Annotated in this window: 14 protein-coding genes and 1 tRNA gene; 9 read left to right on the plus strand and 6 right to left on the minus strand. The window is 62.7% G+C overall.

Features of this window, described 5'->3' with window-relative positions; translation table 11 throughout:
• Window positions 1-110 precede the first annotated feature (110 nt).
• The 7 genes from IG122_RS17975 to IG122_RS18005 all read left to right on the plus strand — a co-directional run bounded on the left by IG122_RS17975 (window position 111) and on the right by IG122_RS18005 (window position 7,633).
• On the plus strand, window positions 111-596 hold the full coding sequence (locus IG122_RS17975; protein ID WP_193186930.1) for a tripartite tricarboxylate transporter TctB family protein: 486 nt from the start codon (window positions 111-113) through the stop codon (window positions 594-596).
• 10 nt (window positions 597-606) lie between these two features.
• Window positions 607-2,295 carry a tripartite tricarboxylate transporter permease gene (locus IG122_RS17980; protein ID WP_193186933.1) on the plus strand — a complete coding sequence of 563 codons (1,689 nt, stop codon included), beginning with the start codon at window positions 607-609 and terminating at the stop codon, window positions 2,293-2,295.
• Window positions 2,296-2,420: 125 nt separating this feature from the next.
• Window positions 2,421-3,422, plus strand: a complete 1,002-nt coding sequence (gene dgcN / locus IG122_RS17985) for an N-acetyltransferase DgcN (RefSeq protein WP_193186936.1) — start codon at window positions 2,421-2,423, stop codon at window positions 3,420-3,422.
• Window positions 3,423-3,455: 33 nt separating this feature from the next.
• Window positions 3,456-4,442, plus strand: coding sequence for an N-acetyl-D-Glu racemase DgcA (dgcA, locus tag IG122_RS17990; protein ID WP_193186939.1), 987 nt, complete (start codon window positions 3,456-3,458; stop codon window positions 4,440-4,442).
• 4 nt (window positions 4,443-4,446) lie between these two features.
• Entirely contained in the window at window positions 4,447-5,295 is an 849-nt protein-coding gene (locus IG122_RS17995; RefSeq protein WP_193186942.1) for a class I SAM-dependent methyltransferase, read from the plus strand.
• Between the two features lie 37 nt (window positions 5,296-5,332).
• Window positions 5,333-6,496 carry an acyl-CoA dehydrogenase family protein gene (locus IG122_RS18000; RefSeq protein ID WP_193186945.1) on the plus strand — a complete coding sequence of 388 codons (1,164 nt, stop codon included), beginning with the start codon at window positions 5,333-5,335 and terminating at the stop codon, window positions 6,494-6,496.
• A 12-nt stretch (window positions 6,497-6,508) separates the two neighbouring features.
• Entirely contained in the window at window positions 6,509-7,633 is a 1,125-nt protein-coding gene (locus IG122_RS18005) for a CaiB/BaiF CoA transferase family protein (protein ID WP_193186948.1), read from the plus strand.
• A 78-nt stretch (window positions 7,634-7,711) separates the two neighbouring features.
• On the opposite strand, the gene IG122_RS18010 is transcribed toward IG122_RS18005, so the two are convergent.
• From IG122_RS18010 to IG122_RS18035, 6 genes are all read right to left on the minus strand, one after another.
• Complete coding sequence (locus tag IG122_RS18010; RefSeq protein WP_193186951.1) at window positions 7,712-9,316, minus strand: TRAP transporter large permease; 1,605 nt, start codon at window positions 9,314-9,316, stop codon at window positions 7,712-7,714.
• 51 nt (window positions 9,317-9,367) lie between these two features.
• Window positions 9,368-9,982: a TRAP transporter small permease subunit gene (locus IG122_RS18015; RefSeq protein ID WP_193186954.1), complete on the minus strand. Its 615-nt coding sequence runs from the start codon at window positions 9,980-9,982 to the stop codon at window positions 9,368-9,370.
• 159 nt (window positions 9,983-10,141) lie between these two features.
• Complete coding sequence (locus IG122_RS18020; protein ID WP_193186957.1) at window positions 10,142-11,197, minus strand: TRAP transporter substrate-binding protein; 1,056 nt, start codon at window positions 11,195-11,197, stop codon at window positions 10,142-10,144.
• 254 nt (window positions 11,198-11,451) lie between these two features.
• Window positions 11,452-12,174, minus strand: a complete 723-nt coding sequence (locus IG122_RS18025; protein WP_193186960.1) for an HAD family hydrolase — start codon at window positions 12,172-12,174, stop codon at window positions 11,452-11,454.
• 98 nt (window positions 12,175-12,272) lie between these two features.
• A complete protein-coding gene (locus tag IG122_RS18030) occupies window positions 12,273-13,106 on the minus strand; it encodes a transglycosylase SLT domain-containing protein (RefSeq protein WP_193186963.1) in 834 nt (277 codons plus the stop codon).
• A 63-nt stretch (window positions 13,107-13,169) separates the two neighbouring features.
• On the minus strand, window positions 13,170-14,162 hold the full coding sequence (locus IG122_RS18035; RefSeq protein ID WP_226893726.1) for an N-formylglutamate amidohydrolase: 993 nt from the start codon (window positions 14,160-14,162) through the stop codon (window positions 13,170-13,172).
• A 218-nt stretch (window positions 14,163-14,380) separates the two neighbouring features.
• Here IG122_RS18035 and IG122_RS18040 point away from each other — a divergent pair.
• Together IG122_RS18040 and IG122_RS18045 are read left to right on the plus strand one after the other, a co-directional pair.
• A tRNA-Val gene (locus IG122_RS18040) sits at window positions 14,381-14,455 on the plus strand.
• Window positions 14,456-14,767: 312 nt separating this feature from the next.
• Window positions 14,768-16,807, plus strand: a complete 2,040-nt coding sequence (locus IG122_RS18045) for a methyl-accepting chemotaxis protein (protein ID WP_193186966.1) — start codon at window positions 14,768-14,770, stop codon at window positions 16,805-16,807.
• The last annotated feature ends 86 nt before the right edge of the window (window positions 16,808-16,893 follow it).

Below are 16,893 nucleotides of genomic sequence, written 5' to 3' on the forward strand. Positions count from 1 at the left end.
TGGGGGTGGGACTTTACAAAGGCAGCTAATAAACCAGCCTGGGGGGGGCCGGCCCCGGCTTTGGGGACCCGCCGTTTCTATTTCGCCGAGACGAGTGTGGAGGATAGCCGGTGGGCCGGTTGAACCGAGATACGCTGATAGCGCTTGTGCTCCTGGTCTTCTGCGGGGTCATGTTCTCCGCCAGTTTTGAGATCGAGGTCACGAATTACGGGACCATGCAGTCGAGCGTCTGGCCGCAGGTCGTGCTCGTCGTTCTGACGGTCTTCAGTCTCGGACTGCTCGGTCAGAGCATTGTGAAACCGCGCACTGTCGAAGCTTCGGCGGAAGCCGTGCCCGGCGGGCTCGGGCGGTTCCGAAACGCGCTCATCGTCTATGCACTGTTCTTTCTGTTCCTGCTGTCCCTTGATCTTTTGGGTATGCTGCTCGGCGGCATCGGCTTCGTTTTCCTCGCGCTGACCCTTCTCGGCGAGCCCAGCCTGAAGCGCGTTCCGCTCCATCTTCTCATCGCGGTGGCGATGGTCGGCATCATGTGGAGCATCTTCACCTTCGGTCTCGGCGTGCTGCTGCCGGACGGCGAACTTCTGCAGCTGAACTGAGGAGCGCGCGATGCTTGACCATATTCTCTACGCCTTCTCCGACGTCTTCGCGGTCTGGAACCTCGCCCTGATGACGATCGGGGTGACCGCCGGCCTGATCGCCGGCGCCATTCCCGGTTTCACCATCGCCATGGCGATCGTCCTGACGCTCCCGTTCACCTTCGGCCTCAGCCCGGTCGAAGGGCTCGCCACCATGATCGGCGTCTTCGTCGGCGGTCTCTCCGGCGGTCTGATGTCCGGCATGCTGACCGGTATTCCGGGAACCCCGTCTTCGATCGCGACCACCTTCGACGGCTTCCCCCTCGCGCGCGGCGGAAAGCCGGGCTTCGCGCTGGGGCTGGGTGTCTGGTCTTCCTTCTTTGGCGGTCTGATCAGTGCCGTGCTTCTCGTGACCCTGGCCCCGAGCCTCGCCGTCATCGGCCTGGAATTCGGACCCTGGGACTATTTCTCGCTCGTGCTTTTCGCGCTGACCATCACCGCCAGCCTCTCCGGCGAGAATCTCATGAAAGGGATGATCGCGGGCGCGCTCGGCCTCTTCATCGGCACGGTCGGCGAGGACGAGGTCAACGGTGTCGCGCGGTTTACCTTCGGTATCGACGACCTCGAGTCCGGTTTTTCCTTCCTGCCGGTCCTGATCGGCCTTTTCGCCTTCAGCCAGCTGCTCTCCGATATTCAGGACCGGGTGAAGGCCCGAGAGCCGCTGATGGATCTCAGCGGTACGGACGGACGGGTCCGGGTCGAGCATCTGGCGGCGATCCGCACCATCTTCTCGCGATGGACCAACCTTGTGCGCTCCTCCCTCATCGGCGTCTTCACTGGAGTGCTGCCGGCCGCTGGCGGATCGATCTCCAATATTCTCGCCTATGACCAGGCAAAGAAGGCATCGAAGACCCCGGAGAAATTCGGCACCGGCATCCCGGATGGCATCATCGCCCCGGAATCCTCCAATAACGCCACCGCCGGCGGCGCGCTGATCACCATGATGGCGCTGGGCATTCCGGGAGACATCGTCACCGCCGTGATGCTCGGCGCCCTGCTGATCCACAACGTGCAGCCGAGCCCGACCTTCATCAGCGACAATCCGGATCTTGCCTACGCGATCTTCATCGCTTTCTTCCTCGCGCATTTCATCATGATTGCGATGCAGTCGGTGACGCTGAAGCTGTTCCTGCTGGTGACCCGGATCCCGATGTATGTGCTGGCAGCCGTGATCCTCGCCTATTGTGCGATCGGCGTCTTCGCGCTCAACAACATCGTCTACGACATCTGGGTGCTGTTCTTCTTCGGTGTGGCCGGCTACATCCTGCGCCTGCTCGGCTTCCCGCTGGCGCCGATCATTCTCGGTGTCGTGCTGGGGCATGTGGCAGAGCTGAACCTGTCGCGGGCGCTCTCGATCGACAGCGATCTGATGCTGTTCCTCAGCCGCCCCTGGTCGCTCTTCTTCCTCGTGGTCGCGGCCTTTTCGATCGCGTTCCCGTGGTACCAGAAGCTGCGCGGCACGCAGTCCTGGACGCTGGCTTATGTCCCGGCGCTCCTCGCCGGGGTCGCGGTCCCGATGTTCATGATGGAGGGTGTCGTCCGTCCGATTATCGGTGTGGCGTTGCTCGCGGTTTCCGCCTATCTTCTCTGGAGAAGTGCGAAAGCCGGATGGAAAGTGGCGCCCGAAGGCGACCATGAGGTCCATCTCGAAGAAACCTGAGCCGCAGCGGCTCGCATCCGGATCCGTCCGGGAGCGGGCCGCCCTGCGTCCGCAGAGGCCACGCACGGCTCTAGTCCTGCCCCGTCCGGGGCGATGCGTAACCACATTTATCTCAAGGTGACGTCGTGGAAATCCGCCATCCTTATCTCATGTTCCTGGGCGATGCGCCCGATCAGCTCGCAGCCAAGACCGCGAATGGCGTGAAGGTCTGGCGCCCCGAATGGTGCCTCGGTCAGCTGCGTCTGCCCGGCTGCAAGGCCGATCTGAAACTTCCCGACATGACCATCGAGGAAGCCGCCGCTGCCGGCGTGAAGACCGTGATCCTCGGCGTCGCCAACCGCGGCGGCGTGATCGGCGAAAGCTGGATGGTCGAGCTCGAGAAAGCCCTCGACCTCGGCATGGAGATCGCGAGCGGCCTGCACACCAAGATCGCGACGATCCCGGCGCTGGCGGAGAAGGCCAAGGCCAAGGGGCTCGGCCTCTACGACGTGCGCCATCCGAAGGGCAATTTCTCCGTCGCGAACGGCAAGAAGCGCTCCGGCAAGCGGCTGCTGCCGGTCGGCACCGACTGTTCGGTCGGCAAGATGTTCACCGCGCTCGCGATCGAGAAGGAACTTCACAATCGCGGTGTGAAGGCGACGTTCCGCGCGACCGGGCAGACCGGCATCTTCATCGCCGGCTCCGGCGTTTCCGTGGATGCGGTGGTCGCAGACTTCATCTCGGGCGCCGTCGAGGACCTGGCCCCGGCCAATGACGCCGATCACTGGGATCTGGTCGAAGGTCAGGGCTCTCTCTTCCACGCCTCCTATGCCGGCGTGACCATGGGCCTGATCCACGGCGCCCAGCCGGACGCGATGGTGCTCTGCCACGAGGCGAACCGTCCGCACATGCGCGGCCTGCCGGAATATCCGGTGCCGAGCCTGAGCGAGTGCATCCCGTACTATCTGCAGGCGGCCCGCCTGACCAACCCGGATGCGAAATTCGTCGGCGTCTGCATCAACACCTCAAGCCTCGACGATGCCGCTGCGGAGGAGTTCCTGAAGCAGGCGAGCGACGAAACCGGCCTGCCGGCGGTCGATCCGATCCGCAACGGCGTTGGCGCCATCGTCGATAATATGGACATCTGATCCGACAATCGGCGAAGCATAAGGGGAAGTTTGATGTACCGGTCGGTCTCGGTCAGACGAGAAAAGTGGCCCTTGCAGGGCGTCTTCCGGATTTCCCGCGGCGCGCGGACGGAATCGGAAGTGATCGTGGTCGAGATCGCCGGCGACGATGTCGACGGCCTCGGCGAATGCTTCCCCTATGCCCGCTACGGCGAGACGCTGGACAGCGTGACGGCGCAGATCGAGTCCGTCGCGGGCGAGATCGCCAACGGCATGGATCGGGAGGGGCTTCTCTCGGCCCTGCCGCCGGGCGCGGCCCGCAATGCGATCGATTGCGCACTCTGGGATTTCGAGGCGAAGAAGACCGGCAAGCGGGCGTGGGAACTCGCCGGCCTGCCGGCTCCGAAGCCCGTGACCACGGTCTATACACTCGGCGTCGACGAGCCGGAGGTGATGGGGCAGAAGGCGAAAGCCAATGCCTCCCGCCCCGTCCTCAAGCTGAAGATGACCGGCGACGGCAAGGACCTGGAGCGTGTCGCGTTGATCCACGAGAACGCGCCGGATACGAAACTCGTCGTCGATGCCAACGAAGGCTGGAGCGTTGCCCAGTACGAGGAATACGCGCCGCAATTCGCCAAGCTCGGCGTGACGATGATCGAGCAGCCGCTTCCTGCCGGAAAGGACGATGGGCTGAAGGGCCTCGACCGGGTCGTGCCGGTCTGTGCCGATGAAAGCTGTCACGACAGCAAGACGCTTGATGACCTCGTCGGCAAGTACGACATGATCAATATCAAGCTCGACAAGACCGGCGGCCTTACCGAGGCGCTCAAGCTGCGCGACCGGGCGCTCTCGATGGGCTTCGAGGTCATGGTCGGCTGCATGGTCGGCACCTCGCTCGCGATGGCGCCGGGGATCGTTGTGGCGCAGGGCGCGAAGGTGGTCGATCTCGACGGACCGCTGCTGCTGGCCAAGGACCGCGAGCCGGGCCTGGTCTACGAGGGCAGCATCGTGCAGCCGCCGGACTTCCGGCTCTGGGGCTGATCCGGTGGGTGACCGGGCGGACGTCACGGAGCATTACAGCTCCGAAAGCGGTCTGGCCGAGAGGCTGATCGCGATCCTCGAGAAGTCCGGCGTCGCCCGGGACGAAATTACCGAGGCCAATCTCCATTCCGTCGACCAGATGCATCTCCGCGGCCGCGTCGCTGCCGAGGAGTTTCTCGATGCGCTCGCGATCCAGGCGGGCGACAAGGTGCTCGACGTCGGTTGCGGCCTCGGCGGGCCCTCCCGTATGGCGGCAGCGCGCTACGGGGCGGAGGTTGCCGGGATCGACCTGACCGCCGATTTCTGCGACGCGGCGCGTCAGCTGAATGCGCTGGTCGGGCTGGAGCGCATCCGCATCGAGCAGGGCGACGCCCTCGCCATGCCGTTTGCGGATGACAGCTTCGATGTGATCTTCACCCTGCACGTTGCGATGAACATTGCGGACAAGCATGCGCTCTACCGCGAGATTGCACGGGTGCTGAAGCCAGGCGGGCGTTTCGGACTCTACGACATCGTCGCCGGATCGGGGGATCCGGTGCATCTGCCGGTCCCCTGGGCCACGCTGCCCGATCATTCTCATCTGGTGTCTGCCGATGAGGTAGAGGCAGCCGTCCATGGCGCAGGCTTCGTCACAGAGCGCTTCGAGGATCAGTCGCTCCTGGTCGAGGCCTATCTGGACGATCAGCGCGATGCCCGGCAGGAACGGGCGGAGAAGGGAGAGCCGGAACCGCCCTCGGGTGCGCCTGTCATCATGGGCGAGGCCTTTGTCCGGAAACAGAAACACATCTATCGCAATTTGAAGGAGGGTCGGATCGCGGTTCGCCTTGGTATCTTCCGGTTGCAAGAAGCGTGATCGAAAGCGGCCGGAGAGGCCGCGACAGGGAGGACCCATGTCGACCGATGCCGAGGTGATCGCCGAGATCAGGCGCGCCGTCGCGGCCCTTTGCGCCGATTTTCAGGGCGAGTACTGGCGCGAGAAGGACCGCGAGCGGGCCTATCCGACAGAATTCGTCGAGGCGCTGACGGAGTCCGGTTATCTCGCGGTCCTGATCCCCGAGGAATATGGCGGCAGCGGTCTTTCCATCAGCGCCGCTGCGGCGATCCTGGAGACCATCCATCGCAGCGGCTGCAGCGGCGGCGCCTGCCACGCGCAGATGTACATCATGGGCACGCTGCTCCGGCACGGCAGCGAGGAGCAGAAGCGGAAGTACCTCCCCAAGATCGCCAGCGGCGAGCTCCGCCTGCAGGCCTTCGGTGTGACCGAGCCGACGAGCGGCACCGACACACTCTCGCTCTCCACCACGGCGGTGAAGAAGGGCAACACGAAATATGTCGTGAACGGCCAGAAGGTCTGGACCTCGCGCGCCGAGCATTCCGACCTGATGCTGCTGCTCGCCCGCACGACGCCGAAGGAAGAGGTGAAGAAGCGCACCGAGGGCCTCTCGGTCTTCATCGTCGACATGCGCGAGGCCAAGGGCAACGGGCTCGAGATCCGGCCGATCCGCGCGATGGTGAACCACTCCACGACCGAGGTCTTCTTCGACAATCTGGAGATACCCGCCGACAGCCTGATCGGTGAGGAGGGCAAAGGGTTCCGCTACATCCTCGACGGCATGAACGCGGAGCGCATCCTGATCTCGCACGAGAGCCTTGGCGATGCCCGCTGGTTCATCGAGAAGGCGACCAAGTACGCGAGCGAGCGCAAGGTCTTCGGCCGGCCGATCGGGCAGAACCAGGGGATCCAGTTCCCGATCGCGAAAGCTTATGCCGAGACCGAGGCGGCGGCCCTGATGGCGGAGAAGGCGGCGAAACTGTTCGAGGCGGGCGAGCCCTGCGGCGCGGAATCCAACATGGCGAAGATGCTGGCGGCGGAAGCGGCCTGGGCGGCGGCGGATACATGCCTGCAGACCCATGGCGGTTTCGGTTTCGCCGAGGAATACGATGTCGAGCGCAAGTTCCGCGAGGCACGCCTGTTCCGTACGGCGCCGATCTCGACCAACATGATCCTCGCCTATATCGCGGAGCATGTCCTCGGCATGCCGCGCTCCTACTAGAGGGAGGCAGCGATGACGAAGCCTCTCGACGGCATGCTGGTGCTCTCCATCGACCAGGCGGTGGCCGCGCCCTATTGCGCCTCCCGTCTCGCCGATGCGGGCGCGCGGGTGATCAAGGTGGAACGGGCGGAAGGTGACTTCGCCCGGGGCTACGATCACGAGGTGCATGGCGAAAGCGCCTTCTTCCTTTGGCTCAACCGCGGCAAGGAGAGCCTCGTCGCGGATCTGAAGAACCCGGACGACCGTGCGCTCCTGCACCGGATTCTCGCCAGGGCGGATGTCTTCATCCAGAACCTCGCGCCCGGCGCGACGGACCGTATGGGGCTTGGATCGGACGAGCTCCGCAAACGCTATCCGCGCCTGACGACGGTCGATATCAGCGGTTACGGGGACGAGGGGCCCTATGCCGAGATGAAGGCCTACGATTTCCTCGTCCAGGCGGAGAGCGGGCTGATTTCCGTCACCGGTTCGAAAGAGGAGATGGGGCGGGTCGGTGTCTCGATCTGCGACATCGCCTGCGGCATGTTCGCCCGCATTGCCGTGCTGGAGGCACTGCTGCTGCGCGCGCGCACGGGCGAGGGGAGCCAGATCAAGGTCTCGCTTTTCGGCGGCATGACCGAATGGATGTCCCCCTGGCTTCTGCATGAGGCCTACGGGGTGCTGAAGGAGCAGCGGATCGGCCTCAACCATCCGGCCATCGTCCCTTACGGCGCCTATGCCTGCGCCGGCGGGGACATGATCCTCATCGCGGTGCAGAACGACCGCGAGTGGCGCAAGCTTTGTGCATCCGTGCTCGGCGACGAGAGTCTCGCGGACCACGAACGGTTCCGGACCAACACCGACCGCGTCGCCAACCGCGAGGGTGTGAACGCCGTGATCGACCGTGTCTTCGGAAAACTGACCCGCGAGCAGGTGAAGGAGAAGCTGAAGGCGGCCGGGATCGCTTTCGGGGCGATCAACAGCGTCGCGGACGTGCTGGCCCATCCCGCGCTGCGTCGTGTGCCGGTGGAGACGCCTGTCGGCATGATCGAGACCGTCGCGCCGCCGGCGAGCTTCACCGGAATGGACAACACGTTCCGCCCTGTGCCGCGCCTCGGCGAGCATGGCGACGCGATCCGGGCGGAGTTCGGACTCTAGCCGCTTGAGCCGTACCTCTTCCCCGAACGAAAACGCCCGGCACGAGGCCGGGCGTTTCCTTTTCTTGTGTCTGTCCTGCTAGTTCAGCAGCACGCTTGGCAGCCAGAGCGTGATTTCCGGGATTGCGACCACGATCCCGAGGCCGATCAGCTGCAGGATCACGAACGGGATGATCCCGCGATAGATCTGCTGCATCGAGACCATCTCCTTGGCCACACCCTTCATGTAGAAGAGCGCGAAGCCGAAGGGAGGCGTCAGGAACGAGGTCTGCAGGTTGATCGCGACGATGATCGCGAACCAGTAGAGCACCTGCTGCTGCACGAACTCGATCTGCGCGTTGTTCGTCGGCACTTCAAGCCCGAGATGCGGCGCGAATTCCGGCGCCATGGTCTGGATCACCGGCGCGAAGACCGGAAGGATGATCAGCGTGATCTCGAGCCAGTCAAAGAAGAAACCGAGAATGAAGACCACGAACATCAGCATGAACAGCAGCGGCCACGGGCCGAGTTCCAGCCATTCGATGAAGTCGATGATCAGGTCTTCGCCATAGACGTTCCGGAAGATCGTCGAGAAGGCCGTCGCGCCGACGAAGATCAGGAAGATCATCGCCGTGGTGAGACCGGTCCGGTGCACGACGTCGCGCAGCACTTCCTTGTTCAGCGTCCCGTTGGCCAGGGCCAGGATCAGCGAGCCGAAGGCGCCGACGCCGGCGGCTTCCGTGGGCGTCGCCCATCCTGCGAAGATGGAGCCCAGCACCATTGTGATCAGGAAGATCGGCGGCACGAAGCCTTTCAGGATGCCGCCGAGATAGCTGTCGCCTTCCATGCGCCCGATGATCATCGAGATCGCGAACACCATCAGGAAGCCGATCAGGCCCCAGTTGAAGAGATCTGCGAGATGGGACTCGGCCATGATGTAGCAGAATGCGATGGCCGCCACGCTGTATGCGAAGAACTTCACGATATTCTTCTTGTTGCTGGGTTCCATCTGAATCGCGTCTTCGGCGATCGCCGGCGCCTTCTCAGGGGAGATGATACCGATCACCACGATATAGACCACGTAGAGGCCCGACAGCAGGAGGCCCGGGAAGATGGCTCCGACGAAGAGGTTGCCGACCGAGACGGCCAGCAGGCTCCCCATCAGCACCAGCATGATCGACGGCGGGATCAGAATGCCGAGCGTCGCGCTTGCCGCCAGAGTGCCCGTTGCGAGAGAACGGTCATATTTCTGCGAGATCATGGTGGGCAGGGCCATCAGGGTCATCATGACGACGGAGGCGCCGATGATGCCGGTGGTCGCGGCCATGATCGTCCCCATGACCGTCACGGCAAGAGCGAGTGCACCCGGAACGCGCCGGAACAGGACCTGCAGGATGTGCAGGAGGTCTTCCGCGACCTTGGACCGTTCCAGCATCGTTCCCATGAAGACGAAACATGGGATCGCCACCAGAATAGGGTTCTGGATGGCTCCGGAGGCCCCGTCGCCGCCCCAGATTCGCTGGACGACCTGGAAGAAGACCGCGAAATCGAGCACGTCGAGCCAGATCCCAAGGAGACCGAACGAGACCGCGACGCCGCCGAGCGCGAAGGCCACGGGAAGCCCCGTGAAGAGCATCAACGCGAGCGCGAGAAACATGTACGCTCCGATGAACTCGTAGAAATGATCGTAGAGAACCTCAAACATCTTGGATATCGCCGCCCCTGGATTTGTCGCCGGTTTTCATGATGAATCCGCTCATTCCGGCTTGTGGTGCTCGTAGTTGAAGATTTCCAAAGCGTCTCTCGCTTCTTCATGCTCTTCGCGCGTGCCGAACAGATAGGCCGCGAGCCGGAACAGGGTGGCGAAGATCGCCAGCGCCAGAACGATGCAGCCGATCAGCATGAAGCCTTTGATGACGTAGCGCCACGGAATGCCGGTCATGGATTCCGAGCCTTCACCCTGTTCGTAGGAGATCGAGACGAGAATCCATGATTCCCAGGAAACCGCGAGCAGGAACGGAATGGCGAGAAGCAACAGCCCGATGAATTCCATCCAGGCCTGTTTGCGCGGCCGGATATGTTCGCGGAAAACGTCGACGCGGACATGGGCGTTGGCGAGGTACCCGAAACCGAAGGTCAGCAGCAGGATCACACCGTGGAGGTGCCACTGCATGTCCTGAAGGATTGTCGAGACCGAATAGCCGTAATCGATGGAGAACTGTGAGAAGTAGAGGCGAATGAAATCCACCTTCCGGGTCACGACATCGAAGACGATCATGAACACGAGCGGGACGATCAGCCATGCCGCAGCGTGGCCCACCGTTCGGGACCATCGATCAAGAACGCTCGCAAGGTTAAGCGCGGCTTTCATAAATGAAACCCCATTTGGATGAGAGTGAGAGACTGATCCCTTGAACCGCTCGGTTGCTGGAAGCGGTCTGACCTTGGCGAGCCGGTCCGTTTCTCAAGGGGCATCAAACAGAAAAGTCGGGAGACCCCCCATCGAGGGTCTCCCGCATGTCAGTGTCTCTTATTTCAGGTAACCGCGGTCACCCCAGACCTTGAAGCCCTCGTGGAACTTCGTGTAGCTGTCCCAGAGCGTCTTGACGTCGGGATTCGCCGCCAGCTCTTCCGCCAGCACTTCTTCCCATTTGGCCCGGAACTGGGCCAGTTCGTCGTTCGTCCAGGAAACCAGCTCGACGCCGTCCTTCTGGTTCGCGATCATCGCTTCGAACTGGAAGGCTTCACCGTCGGCGATCATGTCGATCAGGTTCTTGTCGCATGCGGTCTCGAGCATCGTCTTCTGACCGTCGGACAGAGCGTTCCACTTGTCCATGTTGATCAGGACTTCGTTGGACGTGGACTGCTGGTGCCAGCCCGGGAAGTAATTGAACTTCGCGATCTGATAGAAACCGTAGGACCGGTCGATCGCCGGCATGGAGAATTCGGTGGCGTCGATCGTGCCACGCTCCAGGGCCGGGTAGATGTCGCCGCCAGCGAGCTGCTGAGTGGACACACCGAACTTCTGCATCACCTTCGCGCCGACGCCGAAGAAGCGCATTTTCAGGCCCTTCAGTTCGTCGAGGCTATTGATCTTCTTGCGGAACCAGCCGGAGGTTTCCGGCGGGATCATGCCGCAGAGCAGATATTTGATGTTGTCGCGGGCATAGAGTTCCTCGCCGATCTGGACACCGCCGCCATGCTTGAACCAGGCGACGAATTCCGGAGCCGCCGGGCCGAACGGCCAGGTCGACAGGAACGCGTAGGCGGAGTTCTTGCCCTGGTTGGCGCCCGGGGTACCGAAGGCCGCGTCGATCGCGCCCTGGCTGATCGGGTCGTAATAGGCATAGCCGCCGGTCAGTGCGCCCGGCTCGAAGACCTTGATGTCGAAATCGCCGTCGGACATCTTGTTGATGCCGTCGGCGATACGGTGCGGCGGCGGGCCCAGAACCTTGACGTTCTGGCCGAACGCAGCGTGCATTTTCCAGCGTACTTTCTTGGCCTCGGCATCGCCGGAACCAAGACCAATCGCCACCGTCGAAGCGATCGCAATCGCTCCAAACGTCTTAAGCAAACCCAATTTCATGAGTTACCTCCCTAATTCAAATATAGCCGGACCCGGTGTTCCGGGCCTCGTTGCTTAACCCCACAGTCAGTTTTAGTCGGCGTCCGGTGTCTGATCCGAGGCCGCTTGGTCCCGTGGTGGCCGAAGTATTGCCGTGATTCCGCACGCCGTCAAAGCCTTCGAGTCCAAGGGGCGGGCCGGGTCCGGCGTTTTCCCGGTATGAGGAAATACGTCTATGTATACGTTATTTGTCTTGAATTCCGCAGAGTTCTGCGTCAAAGCGCCCGTCGGAGAAGGGCCGGTAAATGGCCTGCATCCGGGATGATAAAATCCGAAATTTTTGCCAATTCCGCCTCGGGCGTGGCACCAGTGAGTACGCCGATCGTGGCCTGACAGCCGGCAGCACGGCCGGCATCCATGTCGGCCAGGTTGTCGCCGACCATCACCGTCTCGGAAGCCTCGAGGCCGGATGCGGTTAGAAAAGCGTGGATCATGTCGGGCGCCGGTTTGGGTGCGCGGACGCTGTCGTAGCCGGCAACGAAATCTACGAGATCACCGAGGCCGAGTCGATCGATCATGTCCCGTGCGCCACGTTCGGCGTCGTTCGTGACAACCGCGATTCGCATGTCCTGGCTCCGCAGTATCGTGAACAGGGCGCCGAGGTCGCATACCGGAGTCAGGTTCCGGGAGGCGTGATCCAGCCAGTAATCGTCGAGCCAATCAGCGAGGATATCCGGAGAGGGGAGGCCTGGTGCCAGGCTCCGCCAGAGCGAGGCGACTTCGAGCGCGGTGCCCTGTGCGAGCAACGTTCCCGGCGCGATTGTCCTGGCCTCCGGGTCGCCGCCCGCGGCCCGCGTCAGGTCTGCGGCATCCACGTCGAGCGCATGCAGGTCGACAAGCTCCACTGCCACGGACAGCAGACCGGGAAGCCATGTCTTCTCGAAATCGATCAGCGTGCCGTCCTTGTCGAACGCCACGCCGCGGACGGGTCCGGGCACCGGGAAAGCTCCATGTTGCGCGATCGTGCGAGAGCAGGCTCGCGCGCCGGAAGCCTTTTCGCAAGCCCCTCTCGCTCTGAGCCTTCCGCCGGTTGACGTCAATTGACGTTGATCACGAATCCCGCTGCGGCCTGCCGCTGCTCTTTCAGCTTCCGCCAGGCGGCGAGCTTGCTGGCCCGGCGGTTCTCGAATTCCTGCTTGAGCTGGCGTGCCGTCTCGGATGCGATCTCGAGCTGACGGGCGGCGCGGGCTTCGCGGATCGCAGCCTCCTGCTCGTGCTGTTCGCGCCGCGCCTCGGCATCCGCGCTGAGCGCATCGGCGCGCGCCGCGGAACGGGCGGCGAGTTCTATATCGTCCCTGGACGGATCCGCTGAGGTGACCGCAACACCTTTGTAGGCCTGCTGCTGAAGGCGGGAGACCGCGTGCCGGTAATTCCTGCCGCGCGTCTCGTTGCCGGAATGATAATGCTCGATCGCATCGCGCCAGGAGCCGTGGCGCTTCTTCAGTTCGGTCAGGAAGAGTGCTGCATATTCGGTATTCCGGTCGGGATCGAAGGCTTCTTCAAGGTCTTCGAAGGCCTTGCCGTGATAATGCAGATTGATCTGCATGCAGCCGACATCGATGTTCGTGGTGCCTTTCGCCAGCAGGCGGCGGACCTCCGCCATGGCCGCGATCTTGTTCGGGAAATGCTTGCCTTCACCGCCGGACGTGACCGTCCACGGCCATGTGTAGCTTTCCTGTCGTTCGTCATGCCAGCGCCCGGTCTCCTTCAGCGAGATCGCGAACAGGAGATGGCGCGGAATGCGGTGCTCGTCCTCGGCGTGACGGGCCGCGTTGGCACACATCCGGTCCGAGGTCTCGCTTGCACCGGCAAGGTCGGAAAAAACCAGAAACGGGGCGGCAAGAATGGCCAGTTTGAACAGAAAGCGCATGGTCTCACTCCTTTTCGGGAGTGGAGAAGCAAAGACCGTGCCGAATTCGCTATGCCGGTTCCGTCATTCCGCCGCGGCCCGGACCGTTCCCGGCCCGCCGGCGGCGGCGTGCAGCGCTGCTTCCGAGAGCTCGCCGAGGAGCGCCGCCATATCCTGCTTCAGCGGCGCGAGGCCGGCGCGCGGTTCGATCCGCCGCTCGTCCATGTAGAGCGCCCGGTTGATCTCGATCTGCAGAACATGGATGCCGATCGCCGGACGGCCGTAATGGCGTGTCACGAATCCGCCTGCATAGGGGCTGTTGCGGCGCACCGTATAATGCCGGGCCCGGAAGAAGCTCTCGGCGCGCTCGATGAAGATCGGCGCGGCGGTGACCCCGTGGCTGTCGCCGAGCACGATGTCGATCGGCCGGCGCTCGCTGCGCACGTGGCGGACCGCGCTGGAGGGCATGGAATGGCCGTCGACCAGCAGGCAGAAGCCGAACCGCTCCAGCGCCTCGGCGATCAGCCGCTGCAGCGCGCGGTGATAGGGAATGTAATAGCGCCGGATCCGCTCCTCGGCCTCTGCGAAGGTGAGCTTGCGGCCGTAGACCGGTTCGGAATTCGCCACCACCCGGGCGATCGTGCCGAGGCCGGCGGAGATCCGGATGCTGTCGGTCACCGCGCCGTCCGGCAGCGGGTCGGAGAACATGCTCGGGTCGAGTTCGTAGGGCTCGCGGTTGACGTCGACATAGACCCTGGGGAAGTGGGCGGTCAGCAGCGGCGCGCCGGCCTGGCTCGCCCCTTCCAGCACCTCCTCCATGAATCCGTCCTCGGAAGAGCGGAGATCGAGCGGGCCGAGCCGCGACGCCTCGACCAGGTCGCGCGGGTAGAGGCGCCCGCTATGCGGCGAGGCGACGACGAGCGGACTGGCCGGCGTGGCGGGGCGCACGATGCGGTAGACTTCGGCGATCTCGTCCGGCACCGGCGGCACCGGATCCGCGCTCACGTCGCCGGAGGACAGGAAGCCCGGCTCGATGATCGCGGCGACCTTCTCGTCCATCGCAATTTCGCTCTTCAACCCGCAGCCTCCCTGCGCCGCCCATGTCCCCCCCAACCTAATATGGATTCCGGCGATGGCAAGCGTCACGCGCCCAGGTCCGGAGGGCGCACGTCGCCGTGCCATGCAGGACGTCAAAAAGTGAGCGAAAAGCGTCGAAAGAGGTCTTGCAAATCGATCTGACGCTGGCTATACACACGCCTCCTTCGCGGCGACACAATCCCGATGCCGCAGAGATAGGGCGCGTAGCTCAGCGGGAGAGCACTACGTTGACATCGTAGGGGTCGCTGGTTCAATCCCAGCCGCGCCCACCATTCCAAAGAGAATATTTCAACGACTAGGACGATATCCGCTCATTTGTGCCGGACAGTCCGTAGTCGTGTTTCAGATCCATTCAGGCGTTGAGCCGGTGCGGGCCGAAAGGCCTCCGGATTGTCGTAGCGCTCTCTGACGCAGGCGGGTCTGTCGATCTGCCGTTCTGCGGGCAGCGAACATGAGCACGGTACCAGAGGGGCCGATGCGACCTTTCTTTGGCGTCACGGTGACCGACTTATTCTCTGAACGCCACCTGAAAAATCTGCTAGATCGGAACGCTTGGTGAAAAACGGTTCTGCGGTTCATCTACGATGAGATTCAAACACAAGATCATGGGTGCGTTGCTGGCTGCCGGTATCCTGCCCATGACCGTAAGTTCCGCGTTCGACATCTCGCGTATGCAGGACATGGCCGAAGAGGCGGCCCAGGCGGAAATCGCTTCGGTCATCGACCTGAAAGAAGAGATGGTCGAAACCTATTTCGGAACCCTTCTCAGCATTGCACGCACGCTTGCGATCAATCCGGTGGTCACCGAAGCGACGCAGGCTTTTGCGGGTGCCGTTGGCGAGCTGGAGGCCTCCGAGGAGGTTGCGGTGGACCGCCAAAGCCTGCGGGAGCGCTATCTCTATCAGCAGGAAAACACAACAGGAGCGACGCCGGCCGATCTGGACCGTTGGATGAAGATCGACCCGGTCTCGGAGAAGCTTCAACACCTCTACATTTCGGACAATCCCGAAAAGATCGGGGAAAAACACCTTCTGATGTCGGCCGGCGATACGAGCCGCTATTCAAGTCTCCATGCGCTCTATCACCCGTATTTTAAGGCCTATCTGGAAGAGTTTGCGTTCTACGACATCTTCCTCTTCGAACCCGAAAACGGCCGGATCGTCTACTCCGTCTTCAAGGAACTCGATTACGGCACGTCCTTTGTCGACGGCCCTTACAGCAGCTCGGCTTTTGGACGCGCTGTCCAACAGATCATTCGCGACAAGTCGGATGACCTGGTCTTTGTCGACTTCGAACCCTACGAGCCGTCCTACAATCAGGATGCCTCCTTCCTGCTCGCACCCCTCAAGGACAAGGACCGGCTGATCGGTATTATCGCCTTCCAGATGCCGGTCGATCGGATCAACGCCATCGTGAACAAGGAGATCGCCGGCTTCGACACGGCCGAGACCTTCCTGATCGGTTCGAACGGACAGCTCCGTTCCGTCCCGGAGAATGCGGGCAATCTCGCCATCGGCTCCTCTCTGTCCAGCGACGTTGTCAAGACGGCGCTGGGACGCATGGAAGGACTTGTCGCCGCGGAAGATCACAAAGGCATTCCGGTCATCGCCGGGTTCGGGCAGGTGAGCCTTCCCGGTCTCGACTGGAAAATCATCCTCTCCGTCTCGGCCGAAGAGGCGATGGCGGAGGCAAACGCTTCGGTCCGCAGTGCTCTAATCACGCTTGGCGGGTTCAGCCTGCTTATCCTGGTGTGCGGCTATGGGCTGGGCGTCATCCTCCTGCGTCCCGTTCAGGCGCTCGGCCGGGATTTTCATGAAATCGTCGTCGGTGCGATGAATGCCCTGCATGAGGCCTCCAAACGATCGAAGGTTGCGGCGGAATCGATGGTGACGACGGCGGAGGAAACGAGTCGCCAAGGCTCCGTCGTCAAGGAAAACTCGGTCGCGGCAGCCGAAAACGTCTCCGAGGTCGCGGCCGCGATCGGTCAAATGGCGTCCTCCATTCGGGAGATCGTAGAAGGTGTGACCAAGACCTCCAGTCTCACCGACGATGCGTCCGAAAAAGCCAATGTGGCGACGACTTCGCTTCAGCAACTGGAAACCGCAACACAACGTATCAATGGTGTGGTGAACCTGATCAAGGACATTGCCAACAAGACGAACCTGCTTGCCCTGAACGCCTCTATCGAGGCGGCGCGGGCGGGAGATGCCGGGCGCGGTTTTGCCGTTGTCGCGGAAGAGGTCAGAAAACTGGCGGCCCAGACCACCAGTTCCACCGAGGAAATCGGCACGGAAGTCGACAACGTCACGAAATCCGTGCGGGACAATGTTTCCGCCATTCGCGGAATCACGGAGGCCATCGCGCTCGTCCATGACCAGGCAATGACCATGTCGACCGCTGCCGAAGAGCAGGGAGCGGTGACGTCGGAGATTACCGGCAGTATGTCGGACACCGCTCAACGCGTATCTGCCGTTGATCAAAACATCGGGGGCGTGGAATCGGCGTCGGCCGATGCGGCCGGTGCGGCCAGAGACGTGATGCAGCAGATGCGAAGCGTCGACGCGGCCGAGAGGAAAGTGACCGAAGCGATCGACGCCTTCCTCAAGCGAATTAAGGAAATTTAGTCGTCCGAGAGAATTGTGACGCGCACCCCGTGAAGGTGCGCGTCGGTTCGGAACTGTCGGGAAACTGCGAGACGGCGGTCGCCGTC

It is taken from the genome of Nisaea sediminum (assembly GCF_014904705.1).
GTDB classification, from domain to species: Bacteria; Pseudomonadota; Alphaproteobacteria; order Thalassobaculales; family Thalassobaculaceae; genus Nisaea; species Nisaea sediminum.

What these genes read in the sequence shown, in the direction of transcription:
- IG122_RS18005 (WP_193186948.1), top strand. Translation starts at nt 6,509, where the DNA reads ATGACGAAGCCTCTCGACGGCATGCTGGTGCTCTCCATCGACCAGGCG.
- IG122_RS18010 (WP_193186951.1), bottom strand. Translation starts at nt 9,316, where the DNA reads ATGTTTGAGGTTCTCTACGATCATTTCTACGAGTTCATCGGAGCGTAC.
- IG122_RS18030 (WP_193186963.1), bottom strand. Translation starts at nt 13,106, where the DNA reads ATGCGCTTTCTGTTCAAACTGGCCATTCTTGCCGCCCCGTTTCTGGTT.
- dgcA (WP_193186939.1), top strand. Translation starts at nt 3,456, where the DNA reads ATGTACCGGTCGGTCTCGGTCAGACGAGAAAAGTGGCCCTTGCAGGGC.
- IG122_RS18000 (WP_193186945.1), top strand. Translation starts at nt 5,333, where the DNA reads ATGTCGACCGATGCCGAGGTGATCGCCGAGATCAGGCGCGCCGTCGCG.
- IG122_RS17980 (WP_193186933.1), top strand. Translation starts at nt 607, where the DNA reads ATGCTTGACCATATTCTCTACGCCTTCTCCGACGTCTTCGCGGTCTGG.
- IG122_RS18045 (WP_193186966.1), top strand. Translation starts at nt 14,768, where the DNA reads ATGAGATTCAAACACAAGATCATGGGTGCGTTGCTGGCTGCCGGTATC.
- IG122_RS18020 (WP_193186957.1), bottom strand. Translation starts at nt 11,197, where the DNA reads ATGAAATTGGGTTTGCTTAAGACGTTTGGAGCGATTGCGATCGCTTCG.
- IG122_RS18015 (WP_193186954.1), bottom strand. Translation starts at nt 9,982, where the DNA reads ATGAAAGCCGCGCTTAACCTTGCGAGCGTTCTTGATCGATGGTCCCGA.